The sequence below is a fragment of the Bacteroidota bacterium genome, from assembly GCA_016722375.1.
Classification (GTDB): domain Bacteria; phylum Bacteroidota; class Bacteroidia; order Chitinophagales; family LD1; genus Bog-950.
On sequence record JADKJG010000004.1, the window covers coordinates 14972 to 39999 of the forward strand.

General features: G+C 44.0%; 27 protein-coding genes. 12 read left to right on the plus strand and 15 right to left on the minus strand.

The genetic code is table 11. The features are described from left to right. Positions 1-27: 27 nt before the first annotated feature. Together IPP77_05445 and tgt are read right to left on the minus strand one after the other, a co-directional pair. Positions 28-1104, minus strand: coding sequence for an LptF/LptG family permease (locus tag IPP77_05445; protein MBL0309123.1), 1077 nt, complete (start codon positions 1102-1104; stop codon positions 28-30). Positions 1105-1106: 2 nt separating this feature from the next. Then, on the minus strand, positions 1107-2237 hold the full coding sequence (gene tgt / locus IPP77_05450) for a tRNA guanosine(34) transglycosylase Tgt (protein MBL0309124.1): 1131 nt from the start codon (positions 2235-2237) through the stop codon (positions 1107-1109). 236 nt (positions 2238-2473) lie between these two features. Here tgt and IPP77_05455 point away from each other — a divergent pair, with 236 nt between their 5' ends. Continuing rightward, complete coding sequence (locus tag IPP77_05455) at positions 2474-2695, plus strand: hypothetical protein (protein ID MBL0309125.1); 222 nt, start codon at positions 2474-2476, stop codon at positions 2693-2695. A 423-nt stretch (positions 2696-3118) separates the two neighbouring features. Here IPP77_05455 and IPP77_05460 read toward each other — a convergent pair whose 3' ends face one another. From IPP77_05460 to IPP77_05475, 4 genes are all read right to left on the minus strand, one after another. Next, the gene (locus IPP77_05460) at positions 3119-3700 is read right to left on the minus strand and encodes an NYN domain-containing protein (GenBank protein ID MBL0309126.1); all 582 of its coding nucleotides are present in this window, start codon (positions 3698-3700) and stop codon (positions 3119-3121) included. A 128-nt stretch (positions 3701-3828) separates the two neighbouring features. Then, positions 3829-4056, minus strand: coding sequence for a hypothetical protein (locus IPP77_05465; protein ID MBL0309127.1), 228 nt, complete (start codon positions 4054-4056; stop codon positions 3829-3831). After that, entirely contained in the window at positions 4044-4337 is a 294-nt protein-coding gene (locus tag IPP77_05470; protein MBL0309128.1) for a hypothetical protein, read from the minus strand. Before IPP77_05470 ends, IPP77_05465 begins: the two co-directional genes overlap by 13 nt. Further along, entirely contained in the window at positions 4338-4478 is a 141-nt protein-coding gene (locus IPP77_05475) for a hypothetical protein (GenBank protein ID MBL0309129.1), read from the minus strand. Between the two features lie 136 nt (positions 4479-4614). On the opposite strand from IPP77_05475, the gene IPP77_05480 reads away from it, so the two are divergent. Continuing rightward, positions 4615-5340: a DUF4398 domain-containing protein gene (locus IPP77_05480; protein ID MBL0309130.1), complete on the plus strand. Its 726-nt coding sequence runs from the start codon at positions 4615-4617 to the stop codon at positions 5338-5340. Between the two features lie 67 nt (positions 5341-5407). Here the strand turns inward: IPP77_05480 and IPP77_05485 are convergent, their stop codons facing one another. Next, positions 5408-7054 carry a CTP synthase gene (locus IPP77_05485; GenBank protein ID MBL0309131.1) on the minus strand — a complete coding sequence of 549 codons (1647 nt, stop codon included), beginning with the start codon at positions 7052-7054 and terminating at the stop codon, positions 5408-5410. A gap of 156 nt (positions 7055-7210) precedes the next feature. Here IPP77_05485 and lepA point away from each other — a divergent pair, with 156 nt between their 5' ends. The 4 genes from lepA (at position 7211) to IPP77_05505 (ending at position 12705) form a co-directional block, all read left to right on the plus strand. Beyond that, on the plus strand, positions 7211-9001 hold the full coding sequence (gene lepA, locus IPP77_05490) for an elongation factor 4 (GenBank protein MBL0309132.1): 1791 nt from the start codon (positions 7211-7213) through the stop codon (positions 8999-9001). 528 nt (positions 9002-9529) lie between these two features. Further along, the gene (locus IPP77_05495) at positions 9530-9781 is read left to right on the plus strand and encodes an RNA-binding protein (protein MBL0309133.1); all 252 of its coding nucleotides are present in this window, start codon (positions 9530-9532) and stop codon (positions 9779-9781) included. 148 nt (positions 9782-9929) lie between these two features. Further along, positions 9930-11330: a TolC family protein gene (locus IPP77_05500; GenBank protein ID MBL0309134.1), complete on the plus strand. Its 1401-nt coding sequence runs from the start codon at positions 9930-9932 to the stop codon at positions 11328-11330. 7 nt (positions 11331-11337) lie between these two features. Further along, positions 11338-12705, plus strand: a complete 1368-nt coding sequence (locus IPP77_05505) for an efflux RND transporter periplasmic adaptor subunit (protein ID MBL0309135.1) — start codon at positions 11338-11340, stop codon at positions 12703-12705. 5 nt (positions 12706-12710) lie between these two features. On the opposite strand, the gene rnc is transcribed toward IPP77_05505, so the two are convergent. The 7 genes from rnc to IPP77_05540 all read right to left on the minus strand — a co-directional run bounded on the left by rnc (position 12711) and on the right by IPP77_05540 (position 17353). Next, positions 12711-13415 (minus strand): ribonuclease III, encoded by a 705-nt coding sequence (rnc, locus tag IPP77_05510; protein ID MBL0309136.1) that lies wholly within the window; start codon positions 13413-13415, stop codon positions 12711-12713. A 96-nt stretch (positions 13416-13511) separates the two neighbouring features. After that, positions 13512-14762, minus strand: coding sequence for a beta-ketoacyl-ACP synthase II (fabF, locus tag IPP77_05515; GenBank protein ID MBL0309137.1), 1251 nt, complete (start codon positions 14760-14762; stop codon positions 13512-13514). 54 nt (positions 14763-14816) lie between these two features. Next, complete coding sequence (locus IPP77_05520; protein ID MBL0309138.1) at positions 14817-15056, minus strand: acyl carrier protein; 240 nt, start codon at positions 15054-15056, stop codon at positions 14817-14819. A gap of 220 nt (positions 15057-15276) precedes the next feature. Next, positions 15277-15429: a hypothetical protein gene (locus tag IPP77_05525; protein ID MBL0309139.1), complete on the minus strand. Its 153-nt coding sequence runs from the start codon at positions 15427-15429 to the stop codon at positions 15277-15279. Between the two features lie 545 nt (positions 15430-15974). Continuing rightward, complete coding sequence (locus IPP77_05530) at positions 15975-16196, minus strand: hypothetical protein (GenBank protein ID MBL0309140.1); 222 nt, start codon at positions 16194-16196, stop codon at positions 15975-15977. Positions 16197-16307: 111 nt separating this feature from the next. Further along, complete coding sequence (locus tag IPP77_05535; GenBank protein MBL0309141.1) at positions 16308-16604, minus strand: hypothetical protein; 297 nt, start codon at positions 16602-16604, stop codon at positions 16308-16310. Next, positions 16601-17353 carry a hypothetical protein gene (locus tag IPP77_05540; protein MBL0309142.1) on the minus strand — a complete coding sequence of 251 codons (753 nt, stop codon included), beginning with the start codon at positions 17351-17353 and terminating at the stop codon, positions 16601-16603. Before IPP77_05540 ends, IPP77_05535 begins: the two co-directional genes overlap by 4 nt. 249 nt (positions 17354-17602) lie before the next feature. Here IPP77_05540 and IPP77_05545 point away from each other — a divergent pair, with 249 nt between their 5' ends. Further along, a complete protein-coding gene (locus IPP77_05545) occupies positions 17603-19897 on the plus strand; it encodes a transglycosylase domain-containing protein (protein MBL0309143.1) in 2295 nt (764 codons plus the stop codon). A 9-nt stretch (positions 19898-19906) separates the two neighbouring features. After that, entirely contained in the window at positions 19907-20614 is a 708-nt protein-coding gene (locus tag IPP77_05550; GenBank protein MBL0309144.1) for an SAM-dependent methyltransferase, read from the plus strand. Between the two features lie 21 nt (positions 20615-20635). On the opposite strand, the gene IPP77_05555 is transcribed toward IPP77_05550, so the two are convergent. Beyond that, positions 20636-21424 carry a LexA family transcriptional regulator gene (locus tag IPP77_05555; protein ID MBL0309145.1) on the minus strand — a complete coding sequence of 263 codons (789 nt, stop codon included), beginning with the start codon at positions 21422-21424 and terminating at the stop codon, positions 20636-20638. Between the two features lie 179 nt (positions 21425-21603). Between IPP77_05555 and IPP77_05560 the strand changes: the two genes are divergently transcribed. The 4 genes from IPP77_05560 to IPP77_05575 all read left to right on the plus strand — a co-directional run bounded on the left by IPP77_05560 (position 21604) and on the right by IPP77_05575 (position 25024). Then, on the plus strand, positions 21604-22392 hold the full coding sequence (locus IPP77_05560) for a hypothetical protein (GenBank protein MBL0309146.1): 789 nt from the start codon (positions 21604-21606) through the stop codon (positions 22390-22392). Next, positions 22382-22678 carry a hypothetical protein gene (locus IPP77_05565; protein MBL0309147.1) on the plus strand — a complete coding sequence of 99 codons (297 nt, stop codon included), beginning with the start codon at positions 22382-22384 and terminating at the stop codon, positions 22676-22678. Before IPP77_05560 ends, IPP77_05565 begins: the two co-directional genes overlap by 11 nt. A 283-nt stretch (positions 22679-22961) precedes the next feature. Further along, positions 22962-23726, plus strand: coding sequence for a class I SAM-dependent methyltransferase (locus IPP77_05570; GenBank protein ID MBL0309148.1), 765 nt, complete (start codon positions 22962-22964; stop codon positions 23724-23726). Between the two features lie 131 nt (positions 23727-23857). Next, complete coding sequence (locus IPP77_05575; protein MBL0309149.1) at positions 23858-25024, plus strand: Signal peptidase-like protein; 1167 nt, start codon at positions 23858-23860, stop codon at positions 25022-25024. Positions 25025-25028: the final 4 nt, after the last annotated feature.

Consider the following 25028-nt stretch of genomic DNA (forward strand, 5'->3'; position numbering starts at 1 on the left):
GAATATATATTGAGTTGTTATTGCCCTCTATTTGGGCGCACGCTTCAACAGGTATAACCCTATTGCCGCGTAAATAAAATTTGGTATCCAGACGCCCAATATCGGAGGTAAAGATGAATTGGTGGAAAAAGTAGTGCTGAATTTCATGGTCATTTCATATAAGGCACTCAGAGCGATGCCTATCACCAAATGCCAGCCCAGTCCTCCGCGCACCTTCCGCGAGGCCACACTCACCCCTATCAAGGTCATTAAATAAATGCTGAAAGCAGAAGAAGTACGGCGATACAACTCAATCTCAAAATACTCGATATTGGGTTGTCCCGCTTGATATAGATACTGGATATATTCCTTCAATTGCGGCGTGGTCATCGTTTCTTTTTGATTTTCGGTGTACGAAAAATCAATAGGAGTGAAGGAGAAAGTAGTATCCATAAATTCTCCTTTCGTAATCAGGTCTCCGTTGTCTCTAAACTCCCGCGTGTAGTATTTATTGAGTCGCCACTTCTTCGTTTCTTTCAACCACTCCACCTTCTCCGAGCGAATTTTATAAACGAGCCTACCATCCTTAAATTTATCTACACCAAATTTATTCGCCGTACCGTCTTTGGGTTTATATCCTTCCATATAAATAACGGTACCGGGTGCAATCGTCCGATGGAAATTGTAGTGTATCCATTCGGGTGGCTTATACACATATTTTCTTTCAAACTCCAGGCGTTTCTCATTAGAAAAGGGAACGAAATAATTATTGCCTACATAAAAAGCCAATGCCAAGATAGTGGCTCCCAGAAAGTAAGGATATAGCAACCGATAAAAACTCGTTCCACTGTTCAAGATAGCAACTATTTCAGAACGTTCTGCCAACTGGGAAGTGAAGAAGATAACGGCCACCAACACAAAGAAAGGCCCGATCATGGACGTAATCCAAGGTAGAAAATAAACAAAGTAGTCTAACACAATGGCTTTGAACGGAGCATGATTCGTCACAAAAGCATCTATCTTCTCTTGCACGTCAATCACCACCGTGATGCACAGCAACAGCGCCATGATGAACACAAACGTGCCAAGGAATTTCCGCAGTATGTACCAGTCCAATTTCTTCATGCCTACAACCGTTGCATCAGTTTCACCACCATTTCTTTTTTCCAGCTTGCAAAAGTTCCTTCAATGATTTTGCGACGCGCTTCTTTCACCAGCCATAAATATAAACTGAGGTTATTAATAGAAGCAATCTGCGCGCCCAACATCTCGCCGGTATGCACCAGATGGCGCACGAAGGCTTTGGAATGATTGCGCATCATCGCACAATCGCTCTGCTCATCAATCGGCGAAAAATCATCTTTCCATTTTTCATTCTTGATATTGATGATGCCCTGCTTCGTAAACAACATGCCGTTGCGTGCGTTGCGCGTGGGCATCACGCAGTCAAACATATCTACCCCCAACGCAATTCCCTCCAGGATATTGGCAGGCGTGCCTACACCCATCAGGTAGCGCGGCTTTTCTTTTGGCAAAATATCGCAGACCAGTTCCGTCATTTCATACATTTCATCATCCGGTTCGCCGACAGAAAGACCGCCGATAGCGTTTCCATCCATCCCCATCGAAGCAATAAACTCCGCCGACTCTTTTCTCAAATCACGATACACACTTCCCTGCACAATCGGAAAGAGCGTCTGCTCATATCCATAAGGACATTCCGTTTCGCGGTAGCGACCGATGCAGCGCTCCAGCCACCGGTGCGTCAGGTGCATGGATTTTTTGGCATAGTCCATGTCGCAGGGGTAGGGCGTACATTCATCAAAAGCCATGATGATATCGGCGCCAATCTTGCGCTGAATATCCATCACCCCTTCGGGAGAGAAAAAATGTTTAGAGCCATCAATATGGCTGCGAAACTCTACCCCTTCTTCTCTAATCTTCCGAATCTCAGACAGCGAATGCACTTGATAGCCGCCGCTATCGGTCAGGATGGGGCCATCCCAATTGTTGAACTTATGCAGGCCGCCGGCTTTCTCTATCACCTCCGTCCCGGGACGGAGGTAAAGATGGTAAGTATTGCCTAAAATAATTTGTGCGCCGACAAACTCTTTCAACTCATGAATATGAACGGCCTTGACAGCGCCGAGCGTACCCACCGGCATAAAGATGGGTGTTTCAATCTGGCCGTGGTCGGTCGTAATCTCTCCGGCGCGTGCCTTGGTGCCGGGGTCTTTGGCTATTAAACTAAATTTCATAACGGGGCGTGAAGATAGAAGGAAGTTTTGCGAAATAAACTTGTGGCCTCCGGCTACATTTTGCAGCTATAAGCTGTTATCTTGTCAGGACGTAGGCAAATAGCCTACGCCCAGTTAGAGGAAAAACATCAACCGGGGCATAAGGCGCACGGCGATAAAAAAAGCACTAATTGAGAAGTAGTTATAGTGATCTGGATTTTTAAGCTTACTTTGGGATACAACTAAAATATGCCATTATGAAAACTAAAATCTTAAAAGGTGTAATCATCATCTTTGTTGCTTCCCTGCTTATCACGTCTTGCAAAAAGAGGGCATTAGGAGTTTGCTATTGCCATTATTTGAGCGGAGCTAAGACAGAATATAATCTTACCTCGCTTACTCGCAGCCAGCAAATAGATTCCTGTTATGTATTAGATGGAAATGCCGGAGCATTTGCGGGAGATTGTGATCTTGAGTAGGCTTCTGTGCCGTTGGTGTTTAGTTCATCCATTGAAATTGATATAATGAACGTCACCAACAACTACTTCTGAACCCTTAAAGGCGAAGGGAGTGCTGACTATGGCTTACAAGTTCTACCTTCATTATTCGGCGTTCAATATTCGATATTTAAAACAATAAAGAACATCGCATGCTGAATGATGAATATTTAAAGCACAAATCTAAAGGCAACGTCTCTTTTTACAATAAATATAAATGTAAAAAGGACTCTGCGCTATTTAGTTTACTCTTTCATTTGCGCAGAGTTCTGAAGAGGAAACTCTGCGGGGGGAAAATTGATTGCGGCTACCCCACTCGTCGCTTTCCCACTTGCTTTCCTTCAGACGAGGACGAGTGGGGGCACTGAACCGCCACTTTTGCCAAACCGCTGTTATGCGTTGCCTTTATTGGTTTCTTGCCGGCATCTTTAACTCGTTATGAAGTGGGGCTTTGTCAATTTCAATGATAGACCTTGCATATGACCGCAACTCAGATGATATAGATGGAATAGAACCTACCAAATGAAGGTCTACACCGTCACCTTCAACTAGGCTTTGAACTGGTTCATGAAAGTCACCGTCACCAGCCGCCAATACCAATTTAGTCCACTTTCTTCGGTAATATGAACGGGTCATGTGGTAAATCAGCCCCACGTCAACACCTTTTTGACTTCTCAATTCATATTGAACTTCTGATTCTGTTGGGTGCATCACAGGAAGTCCACCAAGTTGTTCAGGCCAAAATAGAGGCTTCTTGCTTAACCAATATATTTTTACTCTAAATCCAGGTCCTTTTGGATAGGGTAATGTCAAAAAGCCGTGTAGTTTTTCTGCTGTTGGAGGGTCATTGTCTGCATTAAAATAATAAGCTTCATCAATTGTGTCTCCAAGAGTCTTCTCGATGTGAGCTCTGAGTTTCATGTAATCCATTTTGTCTCTGAAAACTTTGTAGACGTATGATGCGTCAATAAAAAGTCCTATTGCCATATTGTTTGAATTTTAGTTGCGGTCTGTAAGGTTACGCATAACTATCGGCTTGCCGCAATAAATCTATAAAAACTTGTGGCAGGCCCCCCATTTGGCACGAGTTACAAACTCGCGCCAACGGGGGCTTTTTATTGAGCAAGATTTATTTGTTCTTCGGAAACTAAATAGAGCAACGGCGCAGAATCGCCAACAATATTTACCATCAATGTAATAGGCTCATCAATTGAATTATGGTAATGATTTACAACTAGCATTCTATTTTTTAATAGGTCAATATTAGAGTTTTGAGTTTTTGTTACTCCATCTCTTATCCACACTAAATCCCCTGACTTATATTCCATATTTACTTTTCCCAAAAGTATAATTTATCCATTAACATGTGTCTTGAGGGGATACATACCAACCAAAATATGGCGGATATGCGCATTTCCCCCCCACCGTCTCTTTTTACGATAAATATAAACGCAAAAAGGACTCTGCGGTTGAAGAACGCTACTATTTGATACTGCATTTGATTGAGTTGATATAGCATTTGTCCGTATTGATATAGCATTTCATCGTATTGATGTATCAATTCGTTGTAATGCACCATCATTTCATCGTAATGCATGATCATTTTGTTGTAATGCACCATCATTTAATTGCAATGCATGATCATTTCGCTGTAATGCTCCATCATTTCATCGTAGTGCATGATCATTTCACGGTAATGCTGCATCAATTCTATCGCTTGAAACATCAAGCCTGTGATAATAAAAAACTTCTTTTTAATAGTCAATTATAAATAGTTTATGATTAAGATAGCAGTAAACGTAACCTTTATAGAATGTTTGCCGTATACCAATACAACAACATGTTCTAAAGATTAAAAAAACCAGAGATGGTTATCTAAAGACGGCTAGCGGTTCAACCCTGTGGAAGAACTGATATTTTTTCACTTTTTTAATGTAACCAATTATGAAAAAACAACAAAACCAAAGTCCAGCCTCCGGACTCAAAACAGCAGGTCTTTTATTCTCGTTTTCATCGTAGCTGTAACAAGGCTTAGAGGAAAATCGGTTGCTCAAATCATCATATTCGTCCGCAATGTGGTGGCTATGATGAACGGCAATCCAAATTTTGTAGATCCGCAGCCCACGCTGGCAGACCTGACTATGGCTATTGATGCGCTGGCCGCAGCGGAACAAGCGATGGACGGTTCGAGAGCCAAAACCATTGTACGCAATGCGCGCCTCAAAGAGGTGAAGTTTATGCTCAGCGAAGAGTTGACTTATGTCAACCTGATATCGCGTGGCAACGCGGAAGTAGGGGTAACCAGTGGGTTTGATATTCGCGATGCGAAGAGTGTGGTTGGCCTTCTTGCTCACCCTGAACTTTTTGTAGCCTATACGACTACAGTAGAAGGTCAGGTAAAGCTGAAGTGGAACTCGGTTAAAAAGAGAAGCTCTTATATTATTGAGTATGCTTTGAATCCGGGACCTGATGCAGTGAAAGGAAACGTGGAGTGCACGAAGGCAAACACAATCCTCAATGGTTTAACTTCTGGTGCATTGTTTTACTTCCGCATAGCAACAATTAGTACAGGAGGAAACGGGGCTTCAGTCCTTGGATTACCTGCCGTCCTAAATAAGCTGAATTAGCTATCAACAAAAAGGCGCTCCCTGAACCGGGAGCGCCTTTTTTGTTTTTATAAAGTTGTATGAGCTTTTATGCTTCTACCGCTCTTCTCACTTCAACCGTTTTTTTTTCAGCCGTTTTATAAAGCAGGGAGGCTTTGATCAAAGCAACGAAAAGCGGATGCGGATTATCCACCGTAGATTTCAATTCGGGGTGAAACTGGACGCCAACAAAAAACGGATGGGTCGGTATTTCGACAATCTCTACCAAGTTTTTATCAGGGTTGATGCCGGAGGCAATCATTCCTGCGTTTTCAAATTGCTCTAAGTAAGTGTTGTTGAACTCGAAGCGGTGGCGGTGGCGTTCAGAAATATGTTCGGCTTGATAGACGTGCTCGGCCAAAGAGCCGCGCTTGAGGTCGCAAGGATAGGCACCCAAACGCATGGTTCCTCCCTTCTTCTTTATTTTCTTTTGTTCCTCCATCATGTCAATGACTGGATACGGGGTTTTGGCGTTCATCTCGGTAGAGTGGGCATCGCGCAGGTCGAGCACATTTCGTGCAAACTCAATCACGGCACATTGCATGCCCAGACAGATGCCAAAGAAAGGTATGTTGTTTTCGCGCACATAGCGGATGGCTTCAATCTTGCCTTCGATGCCGCGAGCGCCAAATCCCGGGGCGACGAGCAATCCATGCAAGTGGCCTAATCTTTCGGCTGCATTTTCGTGTGTAATAAATTCGGAGTGAATATTTTCAACCACCACTCGCACATTGTTTACAGCCCCGGCGTGAAGAAAGGATTCGTGAATAGATTTATAAGCATCCTGCAATTCGATGTATTTTCCCACCAGCCCAATCCGTACTTCGTGTTTCGGATTGCGTAGTTTGTTCACGAAGTCATGCCATTTCGACATGTCGGCGATATGGTCTGTAGGAAGTTGAAGTTTTTTCAGCACCGTAGAATCCAGATGTTCTTTCTGCATTTCGAGCGGCACGGCATAGATAGTATCTACGTCCAGCGCCTGAATGACCGAGGCTTTATCTACGTTGCAGAACAAGGCCAGCTTGCGGCGCATTTCGTCTGTCAAATCCATTTCGGTGCGGCACACCAAGATGTCGGGGCGCACTCCAATGGTTTGAAGTTCTTTAACCGAGTGTTGCGTTGGTTTTGTTTTCAGTTCTTTGGCCGATTTCAAATAGGGAATCAGCGTGAGATGGCAAACCAGCGTATCGTGTTCTTCCAGTTCCCAACGAATCTGGCGCAGGGTTTCGATGTAGGGCAGCGCCTCGATGTCGCCCACCGTTCCGCCAATCTCGGTGATCACAATGTCGAACTCACCGGTTTGACCCAAGAGCAACATTCTTCTTTTAATTTCATCGGTAATGTGTGGAATGACCTGAACCGTTTTGCCCAAATAGGCGCCTTCGCGCTCTCTGTTGATAACGGTTTGATATACTCTTCCGGTGGTCACGTTGTTTGCCTGAGAAGTGGGGGTGTTGAGGAATCTTTCATAATGGCCCAAGTCCAAATCGGTCTCTGCGCCATCTTCGGTTACGTAGCACTCTCCATGCTCATAAGGATTTAAAGTACCCGGATCTACATTGATATAGGGGTCAAACTTTTGGATGGTGACTCGATAGCCACGCACTTGCAATAGCTTAGCGAGCGATGCCGCAAAAATACCCTTACCCAATGAGGATGTAACGCCGCCGGTTACGAAAATATACTTAGCCATGAAAAAAAGTGTTTCGCAAATTTAGAAATAATGCTGCCAAAGCCGAATAAAATGTGATTTTTTAATGAGGCGCTGTTAAAAGAGAGGTAGCAGAGCCCTCCACCCGGCATCGCATCCGTCTCGCAATTCGTCAATTCAATTATCTTCGCGCCCCGAATGAAAAATACGCGCAACTTCTGCATTATCGCCCACATTGACCACGGCAAATCAACCCTGGCCGACCGCTTGATTGAAACGACCAAAACCATCAGTTCGAGAAATATGATGGATACGGTATTGGATAATATGGATCTGGAGCGCGAGCGCGGCATCACCATCAAGAGCCACGCCATCCAAATGGATTTTGTGTTCAAAGGAGAGAAGTATGTATTGAACCTGATTGATACACCCGGCCACGTAGATTTCAGTTATGAAGTATCTCGTTCGTTGGCCGCTTGCGAAGGGGCTTTGTTGTTGGTAGATGCCTCTCAAGGCATTCAGGCGCAGACTATCTCCAATCTTTACCTTGCGGTAGATCAGGGACTGACCATCATTCCGGTGGTGAACAAAATTGATATGCCGGGGGCGAATCCTGAATTGGTGGAAGAGCAGATGATGCAATTAGTGGGTTGCAAGAAGGAAGAAATTATACATGCCAGCGGAAGAACGGGGATAGGAGTGGAGCAAATATTTGATGCAATCATCAACCGGATTCCGGCTCCAAAAGGAAATCCAGATGCACCACTCCGAGCTTTGATATTTGATTCTATGTTCAATCCTTTCCGCGGAATCATTGCCTATTTCCGGGTGATGGACGGACAGATGAAGAAGGGCGATAAAATCAAATTCTTCAATACGGGTAGCACTTATGTGGCGGATGAAGTAGGTTGTCTTCGTTTTGATTTAGAACCGCATGATTCGGTGAAGACCGGCGACGTGGGCTATGTCATCACCGGAGTGAAAAACGTCAAGGAAATCAAAGTGGGCGATACGATTACTTTGTTGGAAAACCCTTGCCAGACCGGAATACATGGTTTTGAAGATGTGAAACCTATGGTCTTTGCCGGAATTTATCCGATGGATAACGACGACTATACCGACCTGCGCGATTCGCTGGAGAAATTGCAGTTGAATGATGCCTCTTTAGTTTTTGAACCCGAAACATCTATTGCGCTGGGTTTCGGATTTCGTTGTGGATTCCTCGGATTGCTGCATCTGGAAATTGTGCAGGAAAGATTGGAGCGCGAGTATGATATGAGTATTCTAACCACAGTGCCACAGGTGAGCTATGACGCTTATTTGGTGAAAGGAGAGAAGCTCACGATTCATAACCCCGCCGATATGCCCGACGTGACGCGCATTGAACGAATCGAAGAACCCTATATCAAGGCACAGGTGATCACCAAGCCCGAATATATCGGCGCCATAATGACTTTGTGTATGGACAAACGGGGTATTTTGATTAACCAAAGCTATCTGACCGAAGATCGTGTAGAACTTCATTTTGAAATGCCGCTGGCAGAAATTGTATTTGATTTTTATGACCGGCTGAAATCTATTTCACGCGGCTATGCTTCTTTCGATTATTCGCCGATAGGATACCGCGTCGGCGATTTGGTGAAACTCGATATTCTTTTGAATGCCGAACAAGTAGATGCTTTCTCTTCTATGATTCACCGAAGCAAGGCGGAGGATTTTGGCAGGCGCATGTGCGAAAAGCTGAAGGATATTATCCCAAGACAGATGTTTATGATTCCTATTCAGGCGGCTATCGGAGCAAAGGTTATTGCCCGAGAAAGTATTTCAGCGTTGCGTAAAGACGTAACCGCCAAATGTTATGGAGGTGATATTTCCCGCAAGCGCAAACTCCTTGAAAAGCAGAAGAAGGGAAAGAAGAAGATGCGCCAATTTGGAAGAGTGGAGGTGCCTCAGGAGGCATTCATCGCCGTGCTGAAGCTGAACGATTAACTACCCTGTAGCACAGAATAGTTTCGATGTTGTCGAAAGGCAAATACCTCCCACTTGTATAGTATTTCATACGCTGACCTATCCAATATTTTAAACAGTTTGGTTTGAAGCAAATACAGTGGATAGAAAGTTGTTCACCGGCAATACGGGTGTAATCAAGACAACTACCCGCTGTTTTGGGCTATTAGCAATGGGAAAGCCCGTCAATCCTTTCTCTGCCGCTCTTCGATGGCACAGTCTTTGCAAGTAGGTATCACGACCCGCTAGCTAATCCTTACCCGGAATGTAAAAAGCAGACAATATCTTGTTTGCTTTTTCATTTTAGCTCATCGTCAGTTGATGAGTTCAGGATCAGACTCAGGATGCCGTTCTAGAAATATCTTGAAAATTATCTCCGAATTCAATTTTTAGTTTATTTTTGATGCGATTTTAAAATTGTTGTTTCAGAGAAACTCGATAGCTTCCATATCAGGCACAGATGAGAAAGCAGTTTTTAGTCGGATTTTTTAATCGTTATTTTTAACCACAATGAATATTTACATAGCTAACATTAGCTTCCGCGCGTCGGAGGAACAATTGAAGGAATTATTTGAGCAATACGGAGAAGTTTCTTCCGTAAAGGTCGTAACTGATCGTCAAACCGGCAGAAGCCGTGGTTTCGGTTTTGTTGAAATGCCGAACGATAGCGAAGGCTCTGCAGCCATCGCCCAGTTGAACGGAGTTTCCTTCCAGGACAGAAACCTGGTAGTGAACGAAGCAAAGCCTCCCAAGTCTTACTAAGATTATTTAAGGGAAAGTAGCCTCCTTCTGAATGAGAAGGGGGCTTTTCTGTTTATGCTTATAGTATATGGTTTGCCGGACTATTGATGAGACTAATGAGCTTCCCAGAAGCAGATATTTTTTACTTTTGCGCACTCAAAATTATCCGGTGAAATTGCGTTACTCGCTTGTACTGTTTTCTCTCTGTTTTCTATCTCTTCTTTCTTTTTCTCAAACGAATGAGAAATGGAGTTTGGAAAAATGTATTGACTATGCGTTGAAGAATAACCTTCAGGTGAAGCGGGCACAACTGACTTCACAGGTGTCCGAAAAAGATAACCTGCAAAGTTGGCTCAATTTGTTGCCGAGCATCAACGCAGGTGCCACCTACAGCAATAACTTCGGGAACGGCTTCAATCCGCAAACTTATAGTTTCGCTCAGGGAAATTCTCAATCCTTTCAACCTTCCTTATCTGCCAGTATTCCCCTGTTCACCGGCTTACAGCAAGTTCATAATATAGAGCGAGCCAAGTATGATTTGCTCGCCGCCCATTTCGATTATGAAAACGCTAAAAACAACATATCGCTTTCTGTGGCTTCGGCCTATTTGCAGATTCTATTGAACAAAGAGATTGAAAAAATTGCAGAAAAGCAACACGCCCTGACTGCCGATCAGAAAGAGATGGTGAAAAGCCGGGTGAAAGCAGGAGCCTTGCCCGAAAGTTCAATGTATGATATAGAGTCGCAGTTAGGACGCGATGATGTCGGGGTGATAAATGCTAAAAGCGCAGTGGACTTGTCCGTGCTGGCGCTTCGTCAATTACTGCAACTTCATTCCGAAAGTGGTTTTGATATTGACATGCCTGCGGTGAATGCTGATAATATGGCAGACATCGGTTCACTTTCTTCCCAAAGTATTTTTGATTTTGCATTGAAGAGCCAACCTTCTATTAAAAGTGCAGAAGCACGATTAAAAAGCGCCAATGCCATGCGCAAGGCTTCGATAGGCACACTTAGTCCAACTATTTCAGCCTTCGGTAGCCTCAGTTCAGGGTATTTCAGTCAGGATCGGACATTGGTGCGCACTATTTATGATACCGTTGCCGGCATACCCATTCCGGTTTCTGCCGAATATGAAAAGACACCGGTGAAGAACCAGTTTCAAAATAATTTCAGGAAGGCAGTAGGGCTGAGTTTAGACTTCCCTATCTTCAGCCGTGGACAAAGAATACTGAACATACAAAAAGCTAAATTACAACAACAGATTACCCAGCTAAACTTAGAAGGCTCGAAGAATCAATTGCAACAAGATATCGAGCAGGCTTTTGCCAACGCTCGTGTAGCCGCAGAAAGTTATTTGGCAAATAAAAAAAGTGTAGAGGCTTCGCAAAGAGCGTATGATGCGGCAGAAAACCGTTACCGGGCAGGAGCTTCCAACAACTTCGACTTGCAGCAGGCAAAAAACAACCTAGTGGCCGCGGAATCAGAAATCGTAAAGGCCAAATACACCTATATCTTCCGGCTGAAAATTCTTGATTTCTACCAAGACAAACCCATCACTTTAAACTGAATAATCCATGAAATCAAATAAGCTCATCATTATTCTTGGTTCTTTATTAGTGTTGATTATTGTAGGCGGCGTAGTAGGAAAAAAGAAGGGCTGGTTTGGAAAAGGAGGTGCTATGGAAGTGGCCGTTGAGAAAGCAGCGCGCCGGTCTATTATTGAGACGGTGACCGCCAGTGGAAAGATTAATCCACAAACCGAAGTAAAATTAAGTTCCGAAGTTTCAGGTGAAGTAATCGAGTTAAATGTCGTCGAGGGCGATTCGGTTAAGAAAGGAGATTTATTGTGTGTGATTAATCCCGCTATTTACGAAGCGATGGTTACTCAATCCACCGCAGGCATGAATCAGGTAAAGGCAAACCTATCCAGTTCGCGAGCCAGTTTGATTCAGGCCAAGGCTGGTTTTGAACAAGGAAAAAGGACCTACGAACGCAACAAGCAATTGCATGATGATAAAGTAATTGCCGATGCCGAGTTTGAAGCCGCCAAGCTTTCCTACGATCAGGCCAACGCTAACTTCCAAACCGCGCAAGAACAGGTCAATGCAGCCGAATTTAGCGTTAGCAGCGCCGAAGCACAATTGAAGCAGGCAAAAGATAACTTGCTGAAAACAAAAATTTATTCCCCCATGAGCGGCATGGTTTCTCTGGTGAATGTAAAGCGCGGTGAACGAGTGGTCGGAACCGCACAGATGGCCGGTACCGAACTCATCCGGGTAGCAGACCTCGGCAACATGCAGGCAGAAGTAGATGTGAATGAAAACGATGTGTTGCGTATCTCCATCGGCGATACCGCCGACATCGAAGTGGATGCCTACATCAAAAAGAAGTTTAAAGGAATCGTCAGCCAGATTTCATATTCATCTACCACAGCAGTGCAGCAAGTAGTGAGTACCTCTCAGGCTACGAACTTCACCGTCAAAATTCAAGTGTTGAAAGACTCTTATGCGGATTTGATTAAACCCGAACTGGGCAAATATTTTCCTTTTCGTCCCGGCATGTCCACCACCGTAGATATTAAGACCGAATCGAGAACCAATGTATTGACCGTGCCCATCCAATCGGTAACGACCCGAGAGCAAAAGGATATTAAATCAAAAGAAGCACACGCAAAATCAAATAAGACAGAAGATACAGATGCAGAGTCCAAAGAGTTGAAAGAAATTGTTTTTGTAGTGGAGAAAGATAAGGTCGTAGCCAAAGAAGTAAAGACCGGTATTCAGGATGTCAACTATATAGAAATCATCGCTGGGTTAACAGAAGGAGAACCGGTAATTAAAGCCCCCTTTAAAGCTATTTCCAAAACACTGAATAGCGGCGACCTCGTGAAAATAGTGGATGAGAAAAATCTATTCAAAGACGAAAAAGTCGCTGCAGAATAAGAGACTTAGGCTTTACCGTTTTCTATTCCATTCAAACCTAATACCGTGATGGCATTCATGGCGGCATTCTGTTCCGCCACTTTCTTGCTAAAGCCCTCGCCGGTCGAAACAAACTTTCCGCTGATTTCAAGATGGATAACAAAGTAAGTACGACGGTTTTTCATCTGCTCTTGACCCACCTTAAAATCAATACTCACCCCCTCCTTCTGCACATAATGATAAATCTGGCTTTTATAATCTGTATTAGTCAGCTCCAATAGATCTATATCAATGAGGCTGTGTAGAATCCGCTGATGAATAAACTTCTTCGTTTTTTCAAACCCTGCATCCAGATATACCGCACCCACCAAGGCCTCAAACGTATTCCCTCCTAAATCACGGCTCACCTCCGTCATGCTCTTTCGGTTCAACTTCAAATGGTCTAACAAACCTAATCGCTCGCCTAACTCATTCAGCGATTTCCGATTCACAATCTTCGAGCGCAACTCCGTCAGGAATCCTTCTTCTTTGCAGGGATACTTTCTATAAAGACAATCACAGATCACAGAATCCAACACCGCATCACCCAATAACTCTAACCGTTCATTATTCTTGGTTGGCTCAATAAAAATCGAACGATGATGAAATACTTGCTTGTAAATTCTAAGATTGGAGGGCGCAATACCCGTAATGGCTTTTATATAAGAAGCCAATTTCTTATCGGGCGACAAGTAGAGATTATAGAACTTGAACAGCAGAAAGACGAATTTATGGACTAAAGATAAAACAATACCTCAAACCACTTAGCCCTTCATAAGGGCCAAGATTTACGCCACGTACTTTTTAAATATAACCGTCGCGTTGTGTCCGCCAAAACCAAAACCATTGCTCAAGGCAACATTCACCGTTCGTTTTTGTGGCTTATTCAAGGTCAAATTTAATTTCGGATCAATATCCGGATCGGAGGTAAAATGATTAATCGTAGGAGGGATTATATCATTCATCACCGCATAAATACTGGCAATAGATTCTACCGCTCCCGCCGCCCCCAATAGGTGGCCGGTCATAGATTTAGTAGAAGAAATATTCAGCTTATAAGCGTGCGCTCCAAATATCTTTTTAATAGCAGTCAACTCAGCAATATCGCCCAGAGGGGTCGAAGTGCCGTGAACGTTTATATAATCAATGTCTTCAGTTTTCAACTGCGCATCTTCCAACGCGCCGGTCATCGCCAACGATGCCCCAAGTCCCTCAGGATGAGGAGCCGTCAAGTGATAAGCATCAGCGCTCATTGCACCACCACCAAACTCACAATAAATCTTGGCACCACGAGCCTTGGCATGTTCCAACTCCTCCAAAATAATAGCGCCTGCTCCTTCACCAATCACAAAACCATCGCGGTCTTTATCAAACGGGCGAGAAGCCGTTTCCGGCGAATCATTTCGCTCACTCAGCGCCCTCATCGCATTAAATCCACCTACACCACCCGTCGAAATCGGCGCCTCAGAACCTCCCGCCACAATCGCATTGCACTTACCCAACCGAATCAGGTTAAAGGCATCACACAAAGCAACATTCGTAGAAGCACAAGCCGCCACCGTCGCATAGTTTGGGCCGCGCAAACCCCACCGCATAGAAATATGTCCTGCGGCAATGTCCGCAATCATCTTCGGAATAAAGAAAGGATTGAAACGAGGCATACCATTGCTATTTGCCAGATTCGTAATCTCCTCAATAAACACATCCAAGCCGCCGATGCCCGAACCCCAAATCACTCCGATCCGGTCCTTATTAATTCCTTCCTTATCAAACCCAGCATCCTTAATCGCCTCATCGCTCGCCACCAACGCAAACTGCGCATAGCGATCCAAGCGCCTCACCTCTTTCTTATCTATATACTTAGTCGGATCAAAATTCTTCACCTCACAGGCAAACCGAGTCTTATAGTTCGTCGCATCAAATCGCGTAATAGGAGCCGCACCGCTTTTGCCTTTCAGCAAACTATCCCAAAACTCAGGAGCAGTATCCCCAATAGGAGTCAAGGCTCCAATACCCGTAACAACAACTCTTTTAAACATGGCCTAAAAAAAATGGCAGACCTTCATCCGCCATCTGCTCGTTATTCTATGAATTTACTTTACCGTCTTTTTCAGATAATCAACCGCATGGCCTACCGTGCCAATCGTCTCAGCCTGCTCATCCGGAATCGAGATATTAAACTCCTTCTCAAACTCCATAATCAACTCCACGGTGTCCAACGAATCGGCACCCAAGTCGTTCGTAAAACTCGCCTCATTCGTCACTTGGCTTTCTTCCACGCCCAGCTTGTCCACAATGATTTTCTTAACTCTTTCTTCGATGTTGTTTGACATGTTCTTTGGTTTAAATGTGGTGCGAAAATAAAAACATCCGCACTTCCACAAAAAAAATGTTTCCACCACCCAAAACCGACCATTAACAATGACCAATTTACAATAGACAATTAACAACCGACAACTAATCTACTTACAACTAATTATGGCGGCTGCCGGGCTTTCGCCTATATCTTTTTCGACTCGTCTATTTTATAAAGGATAAAAAAGGATGCCGGCTCTATCCCTGCCGCGGGCTTAGCGCTCCATAATATAGATGGTCATTTTCAATCTTTCTATGACTCACCACAAAGTTCCGAACCTTAATATAAAGCGATGTGGCATCGGTTCCTTGACCTGTAGGGTCAACGCCTTTGGTAGAAACCACAATCATTCATTTACCAAATCCTGTAGGGATGAACGATGGAAACTAAACACTCCACCGCTTAAACAATGACATTGCCCATCTCGGCAACTCACTGTTTTCTATCGCGCGTTCCTACGGAACTTAAATTAAGATGCTCTTTCATTCACTACCAAACGCATAGCTCCTACAGAGCTAAAAATGCACGGTCGGCATTTGTTTTGTCATCCTCCGAATTTTGTGGTGCCTCACTCACAGAACCCAAACTAGGCGTAGGCTATTTGCCCATAAGTGTTCGAAACATGATAATCTGTGGCTAAAGTCAGCCCCCTTCACACACACTACTCCGCCATGAATGGCGGTTTATAACACCATGCTTCAGCGCGGTGAAAATTGGCTCTTATTAAATGGCTTTAGCCTTGATACTTGGACTAAAACAATAAGGTTTCGAACACTTATAAGCTATTTGCCTACATCCACTCCAGTATTTCAGCGTACAGCTACTTTTAGTCACTAACCTCTATAACACACCCAAAACTGTTTGGTGGGAAAAAATACCAAATGGGGTGAAAATTTCAGCCTTTATTTTTGTTTCCAAAGTTTATGCGGAAATAGGCGTTGAGCAATCCTAATATCAAACCGACAATAACTCCTTTCACCGAACTTTTCCATAGCAAATGAATGATAGCGGGGATGTCGCTAAAATTAGCGTCAAACAACTCATACACGAAACTGCCAACCATAAGTCCGATAGAGACGGAGAAGAAAGTTATTACAAAATATTGGAGTCGGGTCATGGTTTTAGGTTTGATTTCTTCTAAAATGGTATTCTAGTGCGAATGAAGATAAATTAAGGTTCAAAAAGTAAATATTAAGGAGAAATGAAAACCACCCCATTTCCCCTCATTTTAACACCAAAATCGCATCAGGAAGCACCCGCTCGCATCAGAAAGGCACCCGCTCGCATCAGAATCCCAATCGCTCGCATCAATATCGCATCCGCTTGCATCAATATGCCAATCGCTCACATCAATATTGCACTCGCTCGTACCAGAATCGTCCTCACCCCCATCAATATCGGCTCCGCTCGGCTCAATATCCCATTCGCTCGAATCAGTCTCGCAGCGTCTCGCATCTGAATACGCCCCAAAAGCAAAAAAGCCCCGACGAATCCATTCGTCGGGGCCTTGTGTTCCACCAATCATTGATGGAGGATATCCTTTCTCTTCAGATTTTTAAACTTAATCTGATCCACCAACCTTGATTTGACATTCGTGCCACCATAAACACTCTTTACATACTTCTTACAATCCAGTGCCACATCCACCATCCCCGTTGTTTCAGTATATAAAAGTTGGTCGCGAGTAATCATCGCATTCTTTATCGGCACCAAAATGTTTCCGATATTATCATTCAAGCCTTTCAGCGTGGCATACAAAGCAGTGAGAGCCGAAAGTTGCAAATCAAGTTCATTAGGTGCCCAACCGGCACCCGTCAGCAGGTTAATAAAATTATTGAAATGATCCACCCGCTGCACATAACTTTGGTGGCTTTGGCTTACCCACTCCGGGTCGCCCGCTGGGTCGTCCGGCGCATTCGGCCCCTTTGGCTTATGCGCATTAAAGCCCCGAATATCATTCGCCAATGTTTTTGCATCACTGACAATTGCATGATCCACCCCCGAAACTGCAAACCCGTTTATCGTACGGGTAATCAATTTATCCAAAGGCTCATGCGCCAGTCCTCGCGCATTGATAGGCCCTTTAGCAGTAAAGAGCGCGTTGGACAAGGTCTCGTGCGCCGTGTTCGCCGCCGACCATTGTGTGTTCATCGTTCCCAAGTTCAACAAGGGGTTGGTGGGTTGATAATCCCCTGCAAAACTCGTGCAGGTATCAATCATTTCTTTGAAGTTTGCAATATTCACTGCGTGTCCGGTTTCCGAATTGCTTGCCATAGTTTTAAGTTTTTAAGTTTAAAAAGATGAATCCCAATAAAAAAATTCCGTTGCTATCTACTCTGAAGTTGTCTAAGCCTCCAAGCCGGACCAAAGTCCTTCGATTGCAAAGCAAAGTTAGGAAAAAAATCTTTCTACAAAATAGTTCAACATAAAAATCCTCCCTCCGCCACTTTACAGATTTTCAACCGCTTCAATCTTTAACTCTTTAACCCTACCGCCCTTTCTCCGCTTTGCTAAATTCGCCCCGTGAAAAAACCGGTCAAGCGGCGCAAAAAGGGCGCCTCCTTCTTCAAATACAACCCCAACAAATTTGTAGAAGTATTCATCCGCGTTCAAATCGTCCTCTGGTCTTTCATCCTCTTGATCGTGCTGTTTTTTGTCGGTGTCAACTATGGCCTCTTTGGCCAAATGCCCGACCTCGACGCCATCCAGAACCCCAACAACTCCATTTCTACCACTATTTTTTCGGATGATTATGAAGTGCTTGGAAGTTATTACACCGAAAACCGGATTGAGATTTCCTACGATGAACTCTCGCCCTATCTCGTCCAGGCGCTGGTGGCTACGGAAGATAAACGCTTCTACGAACATTCGGGCATAGATTTAAAAAGCCTGTTTCGCGCAGTGATTATGACCGGTGTTTTTCAACAATCCGAAGGCGGCGGAAGCACCCTCACACAACAATTGGCCAAAAACCTTTTTCACCAAGACTACATGCGCGCCGGTGTTTTCAAAAGAACTTTTCAGAAGATAAAAGAGTGGGTGCTGGCCGCCAAACTCGAGCGCACCTTCACCAAAGAAGAACTCATCAATCTCTATTTCAACACCATCGGTTTTGGTTATAATTCTTATGGGATTAAAACCGCTTCCTTCACCTATTTCTACAAAACACCGCTGGAACTGAAACCCGAAGAAGCCGCCTTGCTCGTAGGCATGTTGAACGGACCGGGATTATACAACCCGCGCTTGCACGCACAGCGGGCCACCGATAGAAGAAATCTGGTGCTGCGCCGCATGGTCGAAACCGGTTCGCTCACCGCCGCTCAGGGCGATTCCTTAACTAAACTAAAACTGAAACTCAATTTTCATAATCCCGATTTCCGCGAAGGAACCGCTACCTACATCCGCGAATATATTCGGCAGGAATTAAAGAACTGGTGCGATAAAAATCCCAAACCAGACGGCAGCAAATGGAATGTTTATGAAGATGGATTGAAAGTTTATACCACCATTGATTCGCGGATGCAAAAATATGCGGAACAAGCGATGGAGACGCAACTCACCTTTTTGCAAGATGCTTATTTTAAAGAATGGAAAGGCCGCCTGCCCTGGAAATTTGGCGCAAAAGCCAAACCCGATTTGCTGGAAAAAATGATGAAGCAAAGCGACCGCTACCGAGGCATGAAAGAAGAGGGGAGGAGCGAGGCGGAAATCAAAAAGGCTTTTGAAGATAAGGTGGATATGACCATTTTTTCATGGCATGGAAACAAAGCGGCAGGAATTGATACGACGATGAGCCCCCTCGATTCGCTGAAATATTATCTGCAAATTATTCAAGTGGGCTTCTTGGCTGTAGAAGCGCAAACCGGCGAAATACGCGCATGGATCGGCGGGCCAAACATCCGCTATTTTCAATTAGATCACGTCAAGAAATCTACCAAACGCCAAGTGGGTTCCATCATGAAACCCTTCCTCTATGCACTGGCGTTTGAAAGAAATTATTTGCCCTGCACCTTGATTCCATATCTCCCGCCCGACTGTCTGGGCATTGATGCCTCCTGGAATCCCGACGCCACCAATCGCTGGGCCGAAGGAACGATGGTGCCGATGAAAGACGGACTGGCCTATTCCGACAACCGCATCACCTCGCGCATTATGTGCGAACTCGGCAACCCGTCCTTGTTGGTTGATTTTGCGAAGCGCTTTGAAATAGAAAGCCGCCTCGAAGCCGTGCCTTCGCTCTGCCTTGGCACTTGCGATATTTCTTTGTTTGAAATGGTGGGCGCCTATACTTGTTTCGCCAACCTCGGCACCTACAGCAAACCTTTCTTTATCAAAAAAATAACCGACAAGTCGGGAAATGTGCTGGCGCAATTTGGCCAAACACATAAGGAAGCGATAGATGAAAAAACCTCTTACGTCACTACCGAAATGCTGAAAGGCGTGGTGAACAAAGGAACCGCGGCGGGCATCCGCAGCAAGTATGGTTTAGATATGCCGCTGGCCGGAAAGACCGGTACCACGCAAAGCAACAGCGATGCTTGGTTTATGGGCTACACCCCCCAACTGGTGGTGGGCGCATGGGTGGGCTTTGAACAACCGAGCGTTCATTTTGCATCGAACAGAACCGGTGCCGGTGCCACCGCCGCCATGCCGATGGTAGGAGAGTTTTTGAAAAACACCTACCAAGATCGTTCCTTGCGCCTTCCGAAATCAAACTTCAGTATGCCGAGAGATTCTTCCTTCACCATCCAGATGGATTGCGAAGCGGTGAAGGATACCGTCAAAAAAAAAGAACCATCTTCCGATCTTTCTTTCTAAAAATTAAAAATGCCTTCCACCGGAAAACTATATCTGATACCCTCCTTCCTCGGAGAAAATAACCTGGACATCATTCCCGATCAGGTAAAAAAGATGGTGGAGCAATTAGATGAATTCATCGTGGAAGATGCGCGAACCGCCCGCCGCTATTTGCGCGCCATTGGCTACAAAAAGAATTTCGATACCGAGGTTATCATCCGCGAATTAGATAAACACGCCGCGCAACAAAACTGTGAGGCCTTGTTGGAAAATATTTTGGCAGGAAAAGATGCAGGCATCCTCTCCGAAGCCGGCAATCCCTGCATCGCCGACCCGGGCAGCGAACTGGTAGCTTTTGCGCATCATCATAATATAGAGGTAATTCCCCTCGTGGGCCCTTCTTCCATTTTGTTGGCCTTAATTTCTTCCGGCTTTAACGGGCAGAACTTTTCCTTTCATGGATACTTGCCGGTCAAAGAACCGGAACGCAGCAGCAAAATCAGGCAACTGGAAACCAATGCCGGAAAGGGAATCACTCAGATATTTATGGAAACACCCTTCCGCAATCAAAAACTTCTCGAAGAGATATTGAGAACCTGCGGTGATGAAACTTTACTCTGCATCGCTTGCGATTTGAGCTTGTCCACTCAATTCATCCACACTCGGAAGATGAAAGACTGGAAAAAAGAAATACCGCTTATCAATAAGCGGTATTGTATCTTTTTGTTCGGCAAATAAAGGCAACCGAGAAGTGGGGATTTAATTCTTCTTCATATCGGCTACCTCCCGCTTCAACTCTTGCATGATTTGAAGAATATTTTGGAAAGAAAGATCACCGGCTTTGTTCAGATAGCTGATGTTCAATACGCCTTTCCATACTTCCAGCACTTCATCAATCTTGATAGAATAGGCCGGATAAGATGGATTATCACTGCGCAGCGTCAGCGTGCCGTTATCTTCAATCTGATTAAACACCCGCTTGAACACAATCCCATCATTTTTTGAAAGAATGATATAAGCATGGCCATCTTTGATGTGCTTCCAGTTTTCAAGATACTCTCCTATAATGACCGACCCCGGATGGATAGGCAACATCGAATCTCCTTTAATTTCAAAAGCGCGAAAGGTGCCATTAGGCAAAAACGGCAGACGAAACTTTTCCAATTCCTTTATAAAATCTGGATCTGAATAGCCGGCCAAATAACCAGCCGCCGCCTGAACCGGCACCATTTCAATGTTTTGTTTCTCCTTATTATTCACCGTAACAGCCAACACACGCAGGTCTTTGCCCGTTGGGTCGTTGGTCAGCTTCGAAGGGTCGAAAAGAGGCACCTTCTCGGTTTGTCTCAGGTCTTTGGTGATTAAATGGTCAATGCTGTATTTGAAAAGCTGCGATAGGTTATACAGCGTTTCATACGAAGGGCGTGCCCGGTCTTCTTCATAAGCACCCACCAAGGAACGCTTGATGTTGAGGGCTTCACCCAGATCATTTTGTGTCCATTTTCTTTGCTTTCTTAGAAATTTGAGGTTCGTAGCGATAAAGTCCATAGCTAAACAGTTTAGTTGAGGCGCAAATATGGCAATTATACTTAGTAATAGTAGATTATTTAAACCCAGCTTGGCTAAATAAGGTTCGCCACAAAGCCAAAATTGTAAAAAACCAATGAATGTATTTAACCCTTGCAGGATGCATTTCGTATCCTATATTCGTCATCCCAATTTAATAAATGAAGAAACTCGTACCCCATCTTCTTTTCATTTTATGTTCTCTGCAAGGCATGGCGCGGGTAGCTTCCGATGTTCAAAGTCACAACATGCTCTCTGTATTAGGCAAGGATAAAAACTCGCCTGAATTCAAAACATGGAAAACAGTCATGAGCTTGGATAAGCAATATGCTAATCCTGCCAAAGGAGTGAAGTTAGTAGTGAATGAAGTCAACGGGCGCGTAGAAAGCATTATTCTGGCTGGAAAGAATTATGAAACCGGTCAAACTAGGTTTCAATCATTTTCTTCGGTGCTTCCTTTTGGTATCAGTTGGAATGACGACACCGCCAAACTGATTAAGAAGTTGGGAGCTACGGAAAAGCTCTTGGGTAAAAACTCATTAAAATTCAATCGCGAAAATACCGGGGTAGAAATAGCCTTCGCTTCCTTCAAAAGTTGGGACATCCAATATGTCCGCTATTTCCATGAAACGCCTCGGGTTCCTTTAGAAAAGAGAATGACTGTAGTAAAGGAAGAATTAAAAAGGAAGAGTTTGGAAGATGAAGCTCATAAGTCTCCCGCTCCAACCTCGGTTGTTTCTGTTCCAACGCCAGAAATTAAAATGGCAAAGATGGAGAGCAGTTATAGTGAATTCAAACGTGGTATTCTTTCAGTGTTTGAGTCTTATAAAGAATCTGCCTTTGCAAAACTGAAAGGAAATATCCGCCCTACAGGAAATTTCTGGAACTATAAATACACCTATACTACCGGACTTAAAATACCCGGGCGAGAAATACAATATGCTGTATAGTTTCCCTTTTGATTACTCTCAATTGGATTTTGTATCGGTGCTAAAAGAAGCAGATGAAGTGGATGGTAATTTCGTTAAGACCTACAAAGACTTTGAGAAAAAGCTGATGGAAAACTTCCCCGCCAAAGAGGGTTGGAAGGCTTCTTGTGTTCCCAATCGAGAGTCAAAAGCTCTTTCTGATCTGGAATTTCGAAACGATAGCTATGGTGTAATCGTTCTTGACTATTGCAGAAGTCCCAAAGGTAAGCATGTGCTATACATGCGGTTCTTACTGTTTTCGGATTAATAAATTTGGAGGATAAGAGGATAACCAGCCATTGCTCATTAAAGGTCTTTTGTCTTTTGGCAGCGATTCACCGGATGGAAAAAGCTAACCTGATATTTATGATGCTGAAGTAATGGCTTTGCCAATAAAAGGCTTCCTTTTTTTCTGATTTTGGATTCGATAAGTACAAATGCCGAATTTTATCGAAATTTGTCCCATTCTTTCAGCTTTATTGCACCAACCACACCTTGACATAAATACGATTTAGAACCCAAACAATCATAGATAAACGATTAAACCCAATATGCTCAAAACCCTTCTAAACTCTACCCTTTCTAAATTTGGTTTACACCTGACCAGAAATTCCAGATATAACGGAAGCACCCGATTTAAGATCAACGATTACCAATACAATGTAGTTGCTCCTTGCGCGAATTATTCTCCTTGGCTGGCAGATGCAGAGTTTCTGAAGATTTATCAGGAAATAAAGACACATACGCTGGTTGATATTTATAGGTGTTATGAATTGTGGGAGTTGACAGAGAAAATTTGGAGTTTAAATCCCAATGCTCACTTTTTAGAAATTGGCGTTTGGCGAGGTGGAACAGCCGCAATCATTGGAAGAAAATTAGCCTTACTGAATTCCAATATCAACTTTTATCTTGCCGACACCTTTGTTGGTGTAGCAAAGACCTCAGATAAAGACACATTCTATAACGGAGGAGAACATGCCGATACCTCTCAAGAAATAGTAGAGAGATTGGTCAAAAACAAATTTCACGGGTATAAAATATTAAAAGGCATATTTCCGGATGATACATCTGCTTTGATTGACGACAAAATAAAGTTTGGATTATGCCATATAGATGTGGATGTTTATGAATCTTCAAAAGGCATTGTTGATTGGATTTGGAATAAAATGATCGTAGGAGGGGTCATCGTTTTTGATGATTATGGATTTCACACATGCGATGGAGTAACCAAGTATGTGAATGAACAAAAAAGCAAATCAGATAGGATGATAATTCACAACCTTAACGGACATGCATTGATGATTAAACTGAGTTGAGGCATTTCGTTCAATTTCAGCAGACGCGTGAGATGGCTCATTCTCTCTGCTCTTTAATTATTTCTTATACTTTCGTCGCTTAGTAAAATTTCGGGTAAAATATCTGCCCTAATCATAAATTATTGTAGAAGATGGGATGTAAAACATGCACCACAGCAAAGGACGGAGTGGTGGCCGGATGCCAAAGCAAGGGCGGATGCTCTAGCGGCGGATGCTCTCGGATGAACGTCACGAACTGGTTGGCCGATGTGCCGCTTTCGTTCAATGAACAGTTTAATATTATAGAGGTAAGTTTTAAAAAAGGGGCACACAAAGGCTTTTACCGTAATAGCTCAGCACTGGATTTAACCCGTGGCGATTTAGTGGTAGTGGAGGCAGCGCAGGGATATGATGTAGGTGAAGTGACTTTGCAAGGAGAATTGGTCAAAATGCAGATGAAGAAGCGCCGCGTGACCGAGCGCGACGATACCATCCGTAGCGTGTTGCGCTTAGCAGATGATCAGGACATCAATACTTTAATAGATATACGCTCTAGGGAACAAGATACAATGGTTCGCGCACGAGCTATGTCCCGCACGCTCAAATTAGAGATGAAGATCGGCGACGTGGAATATCAGGGTGATGCCAAAAAGCTCACCATTTTCTATACTGCTGACGACCGGGTGGATTTCCGCGAATTAGTAAAGATATATGCCCGTGATTTCAAAGTAAAAATCGAGATGCGACAAATTGGTGCCCGACAGGAAGCAGCACGAATTGGTGGCATCGGAACCTGCGGTCGCGAGTTGTGTTGCTCTACTTGGTTGACCGATTTTAAATCGGTTACTACTCAGGCTGTGCGTTATCAAAACCTTGCGATTAACTCGGATAAACTGAGTGGGCAGTGCGGCAGATTGAAATGCTGTCTCAATTATGAGTTGGATACATATAATGATGCGTTGCGCAAATTTCCACGCAATGCCGATAAGATACAAACCGAACAAGGACTGGCCTATCTTCGCAAAACAGTGATTTTGAAGAAGCAGATGATCTATGAATATGAAGATAACAGGGGCACTTATTTCAAATTGGACATTGAGGATGTCAAAGAACTACTCGAAATGAATCGTGGTGGCAAAAAACCCAAGAGCCTTGAAGACTTTGCCATTATTGAGGATATAAAGGTTGATGAGTCCAAGCACGAAGACTTAGTAGGTCAGGTTACGCTGCAAACGCTGGAACAAAAGGACCGAAAGAAAAAGCATAAAGGAAAGCGTAAGGGAGGTGATAAAAACAAACCACCCCAAAAGAAAAATTAGCATG

What these genes read in the sequence shown, in the direction of transcription:
- IPP77_05525 (MBL0309139.1), bottom strand. Translation starts at nt 15,429, where the DNA reads ATGATTGTGGTTTCTACCAAAGGCGTTGACCCTACAGGTCAAGGAACC.
- IPP77_05460 (MBL0309126.1), bottom strand. Translation starts at nt 3,700, where the DNA reads ATGGCAATAGGACTTTTTATTGACGCATCATACGTCTACAAAGTTTTC.
- IPP77_05495 (MBL0309133.1), top strand. Translation starts at nt 9,530, where the DNA reads ATGAATATTTACATAGCTAACATTAGCTTCCGCGCGTCGGAGGAACAA.
- IPP77_05560 (MBL0309146.1), top strand. Translation starts at nt 21,604, where the DNA reads ATGAAGAAACTCGTACCCCATCTTCTTTTCATTTTATGTTCTCTGCAA.
- IPP77_05565 (MBL0309147.1), top strand. Translation starts at nt 22,382, where the DNA reads ATGCTGTATAGTTTCCCTTTTGATTACTCTCAATTGGATTTTGTATCG.
- tgt (MBL0309124.1), bottom strand. Translation starts at nt 2,237, where the DNA reads ATGAAATTTAGTTTAATAGCCAAAGACCCCGGCACCAAGGCACGCGCC.
- IPP77_05520 (MBL0309138.1), bottom strand. Translation starts at nt 15,056, where the DNA reads ATGTCAAACAACATCGAAGAAAGAGTTAAGAAAATCATTGTGGACAAG.
- fabF (MBL0309137.1), bottom strand. Translation starts at nt 14,762, where the DNA reads ATGTTTAAAAGAGTTGTTGTTACGGGTATTGGAGCCTTGACTCCTATT.
- IPP77_05555 (MBL0309145.1), bottom strand. Translation starts at nt 21,424, where the DNA reads ATGGACTTTATCGCTACGAACCTCAAATTTCTAAGAAAGCAAAGAAAA.
- IPP77_05540 (MBL0309142.1), bottom strand. Translation starts at nt 17,353, where the DNA reads ATGGCAAGCAATTCGGAAACCGGACACGCAGTGAATATTGCAAACTTC.
- IPP77_05445 (MBL0309123.1), bottom strand. Translation starts at nt 1,104, where the DNA reads ATGAAGAAATTGGACTGGTACATACTGCGGAAATTCCTTGGCACGTTT.
- IPP77_05455 (MBL0309125.1), top strand. Translation starts at nt 2,474, where the DNA reads ATGAAAACTAAAATCTTAAAAGGTGTAATCATCATCTTTGTTGCTTCC.
- IPP77_05470 (MBL0309128.1), bottom strand. Translation starts at nt 4,337, where the DNA reads ATGATGGTGCATTACAACAAAATGATCATGCATTACGATGAAATGATG.
- lepA (MBL0309132.1), top strand. Translation starts at nt 7,211, where the DNA reads ATGAAAAATACGCGCAACTTCTGCATTATCGCCCACATTGACCACGGC.
- IPP77_05485 (MBL0309131.1), bottom strand. Translation starts at nt 7,054, where the DNA reads ATGGCTAAGTATATTTTCGTAACCGGCGGCGTTACATCCTCATTGGGT.
- IPP77_05530 (MBL0309140.1), bottom strand. Translation starts at nt 16,196, where the DNA reads ATGACCCGACTCCAATATTTTGTAATAACTTTCTTCTCCGTCTCTATC.
- IPP77_05550 (MBL0309144.1), top strand. Translation starts at nt 19,907, where the DNA reads ATGCCTTCCACCGGAAAACTATATCTGATACCCTCCTTCCTCGGAGAA.
- IPP77_05575 (MBL0309149.1), top strand. Translation starts at nt 23,858, where the DNA reads ATGGGATGTAAAACATGCACCACAGCAAAGGACGGAGTGGTGGCCGGA.
- IPP77_05505 (MBL0309135.1), top strand. Translation starts at nt 11,338, where the DNA reads ATGAAATCAAATAAGCTCATCATTATTCTTGGTTCTTTATTAGTGTTG.
- IPP77_05570 (MBL0309148.1), top strand. Translation starts at nt 22,962, where the DNA reads ATGCTCAAAACCCTTCTAAACTCTACCCTTTCTAAATTTGGTTTACAC.
- IPP77_05535 (MBL0309141.1), bottom strand. Translation starts at nt 16,604, where the DNA reads ATGATTGGTGGAACACAAGGCCCCGACGAATGGATTCGTCGGGGCTTT.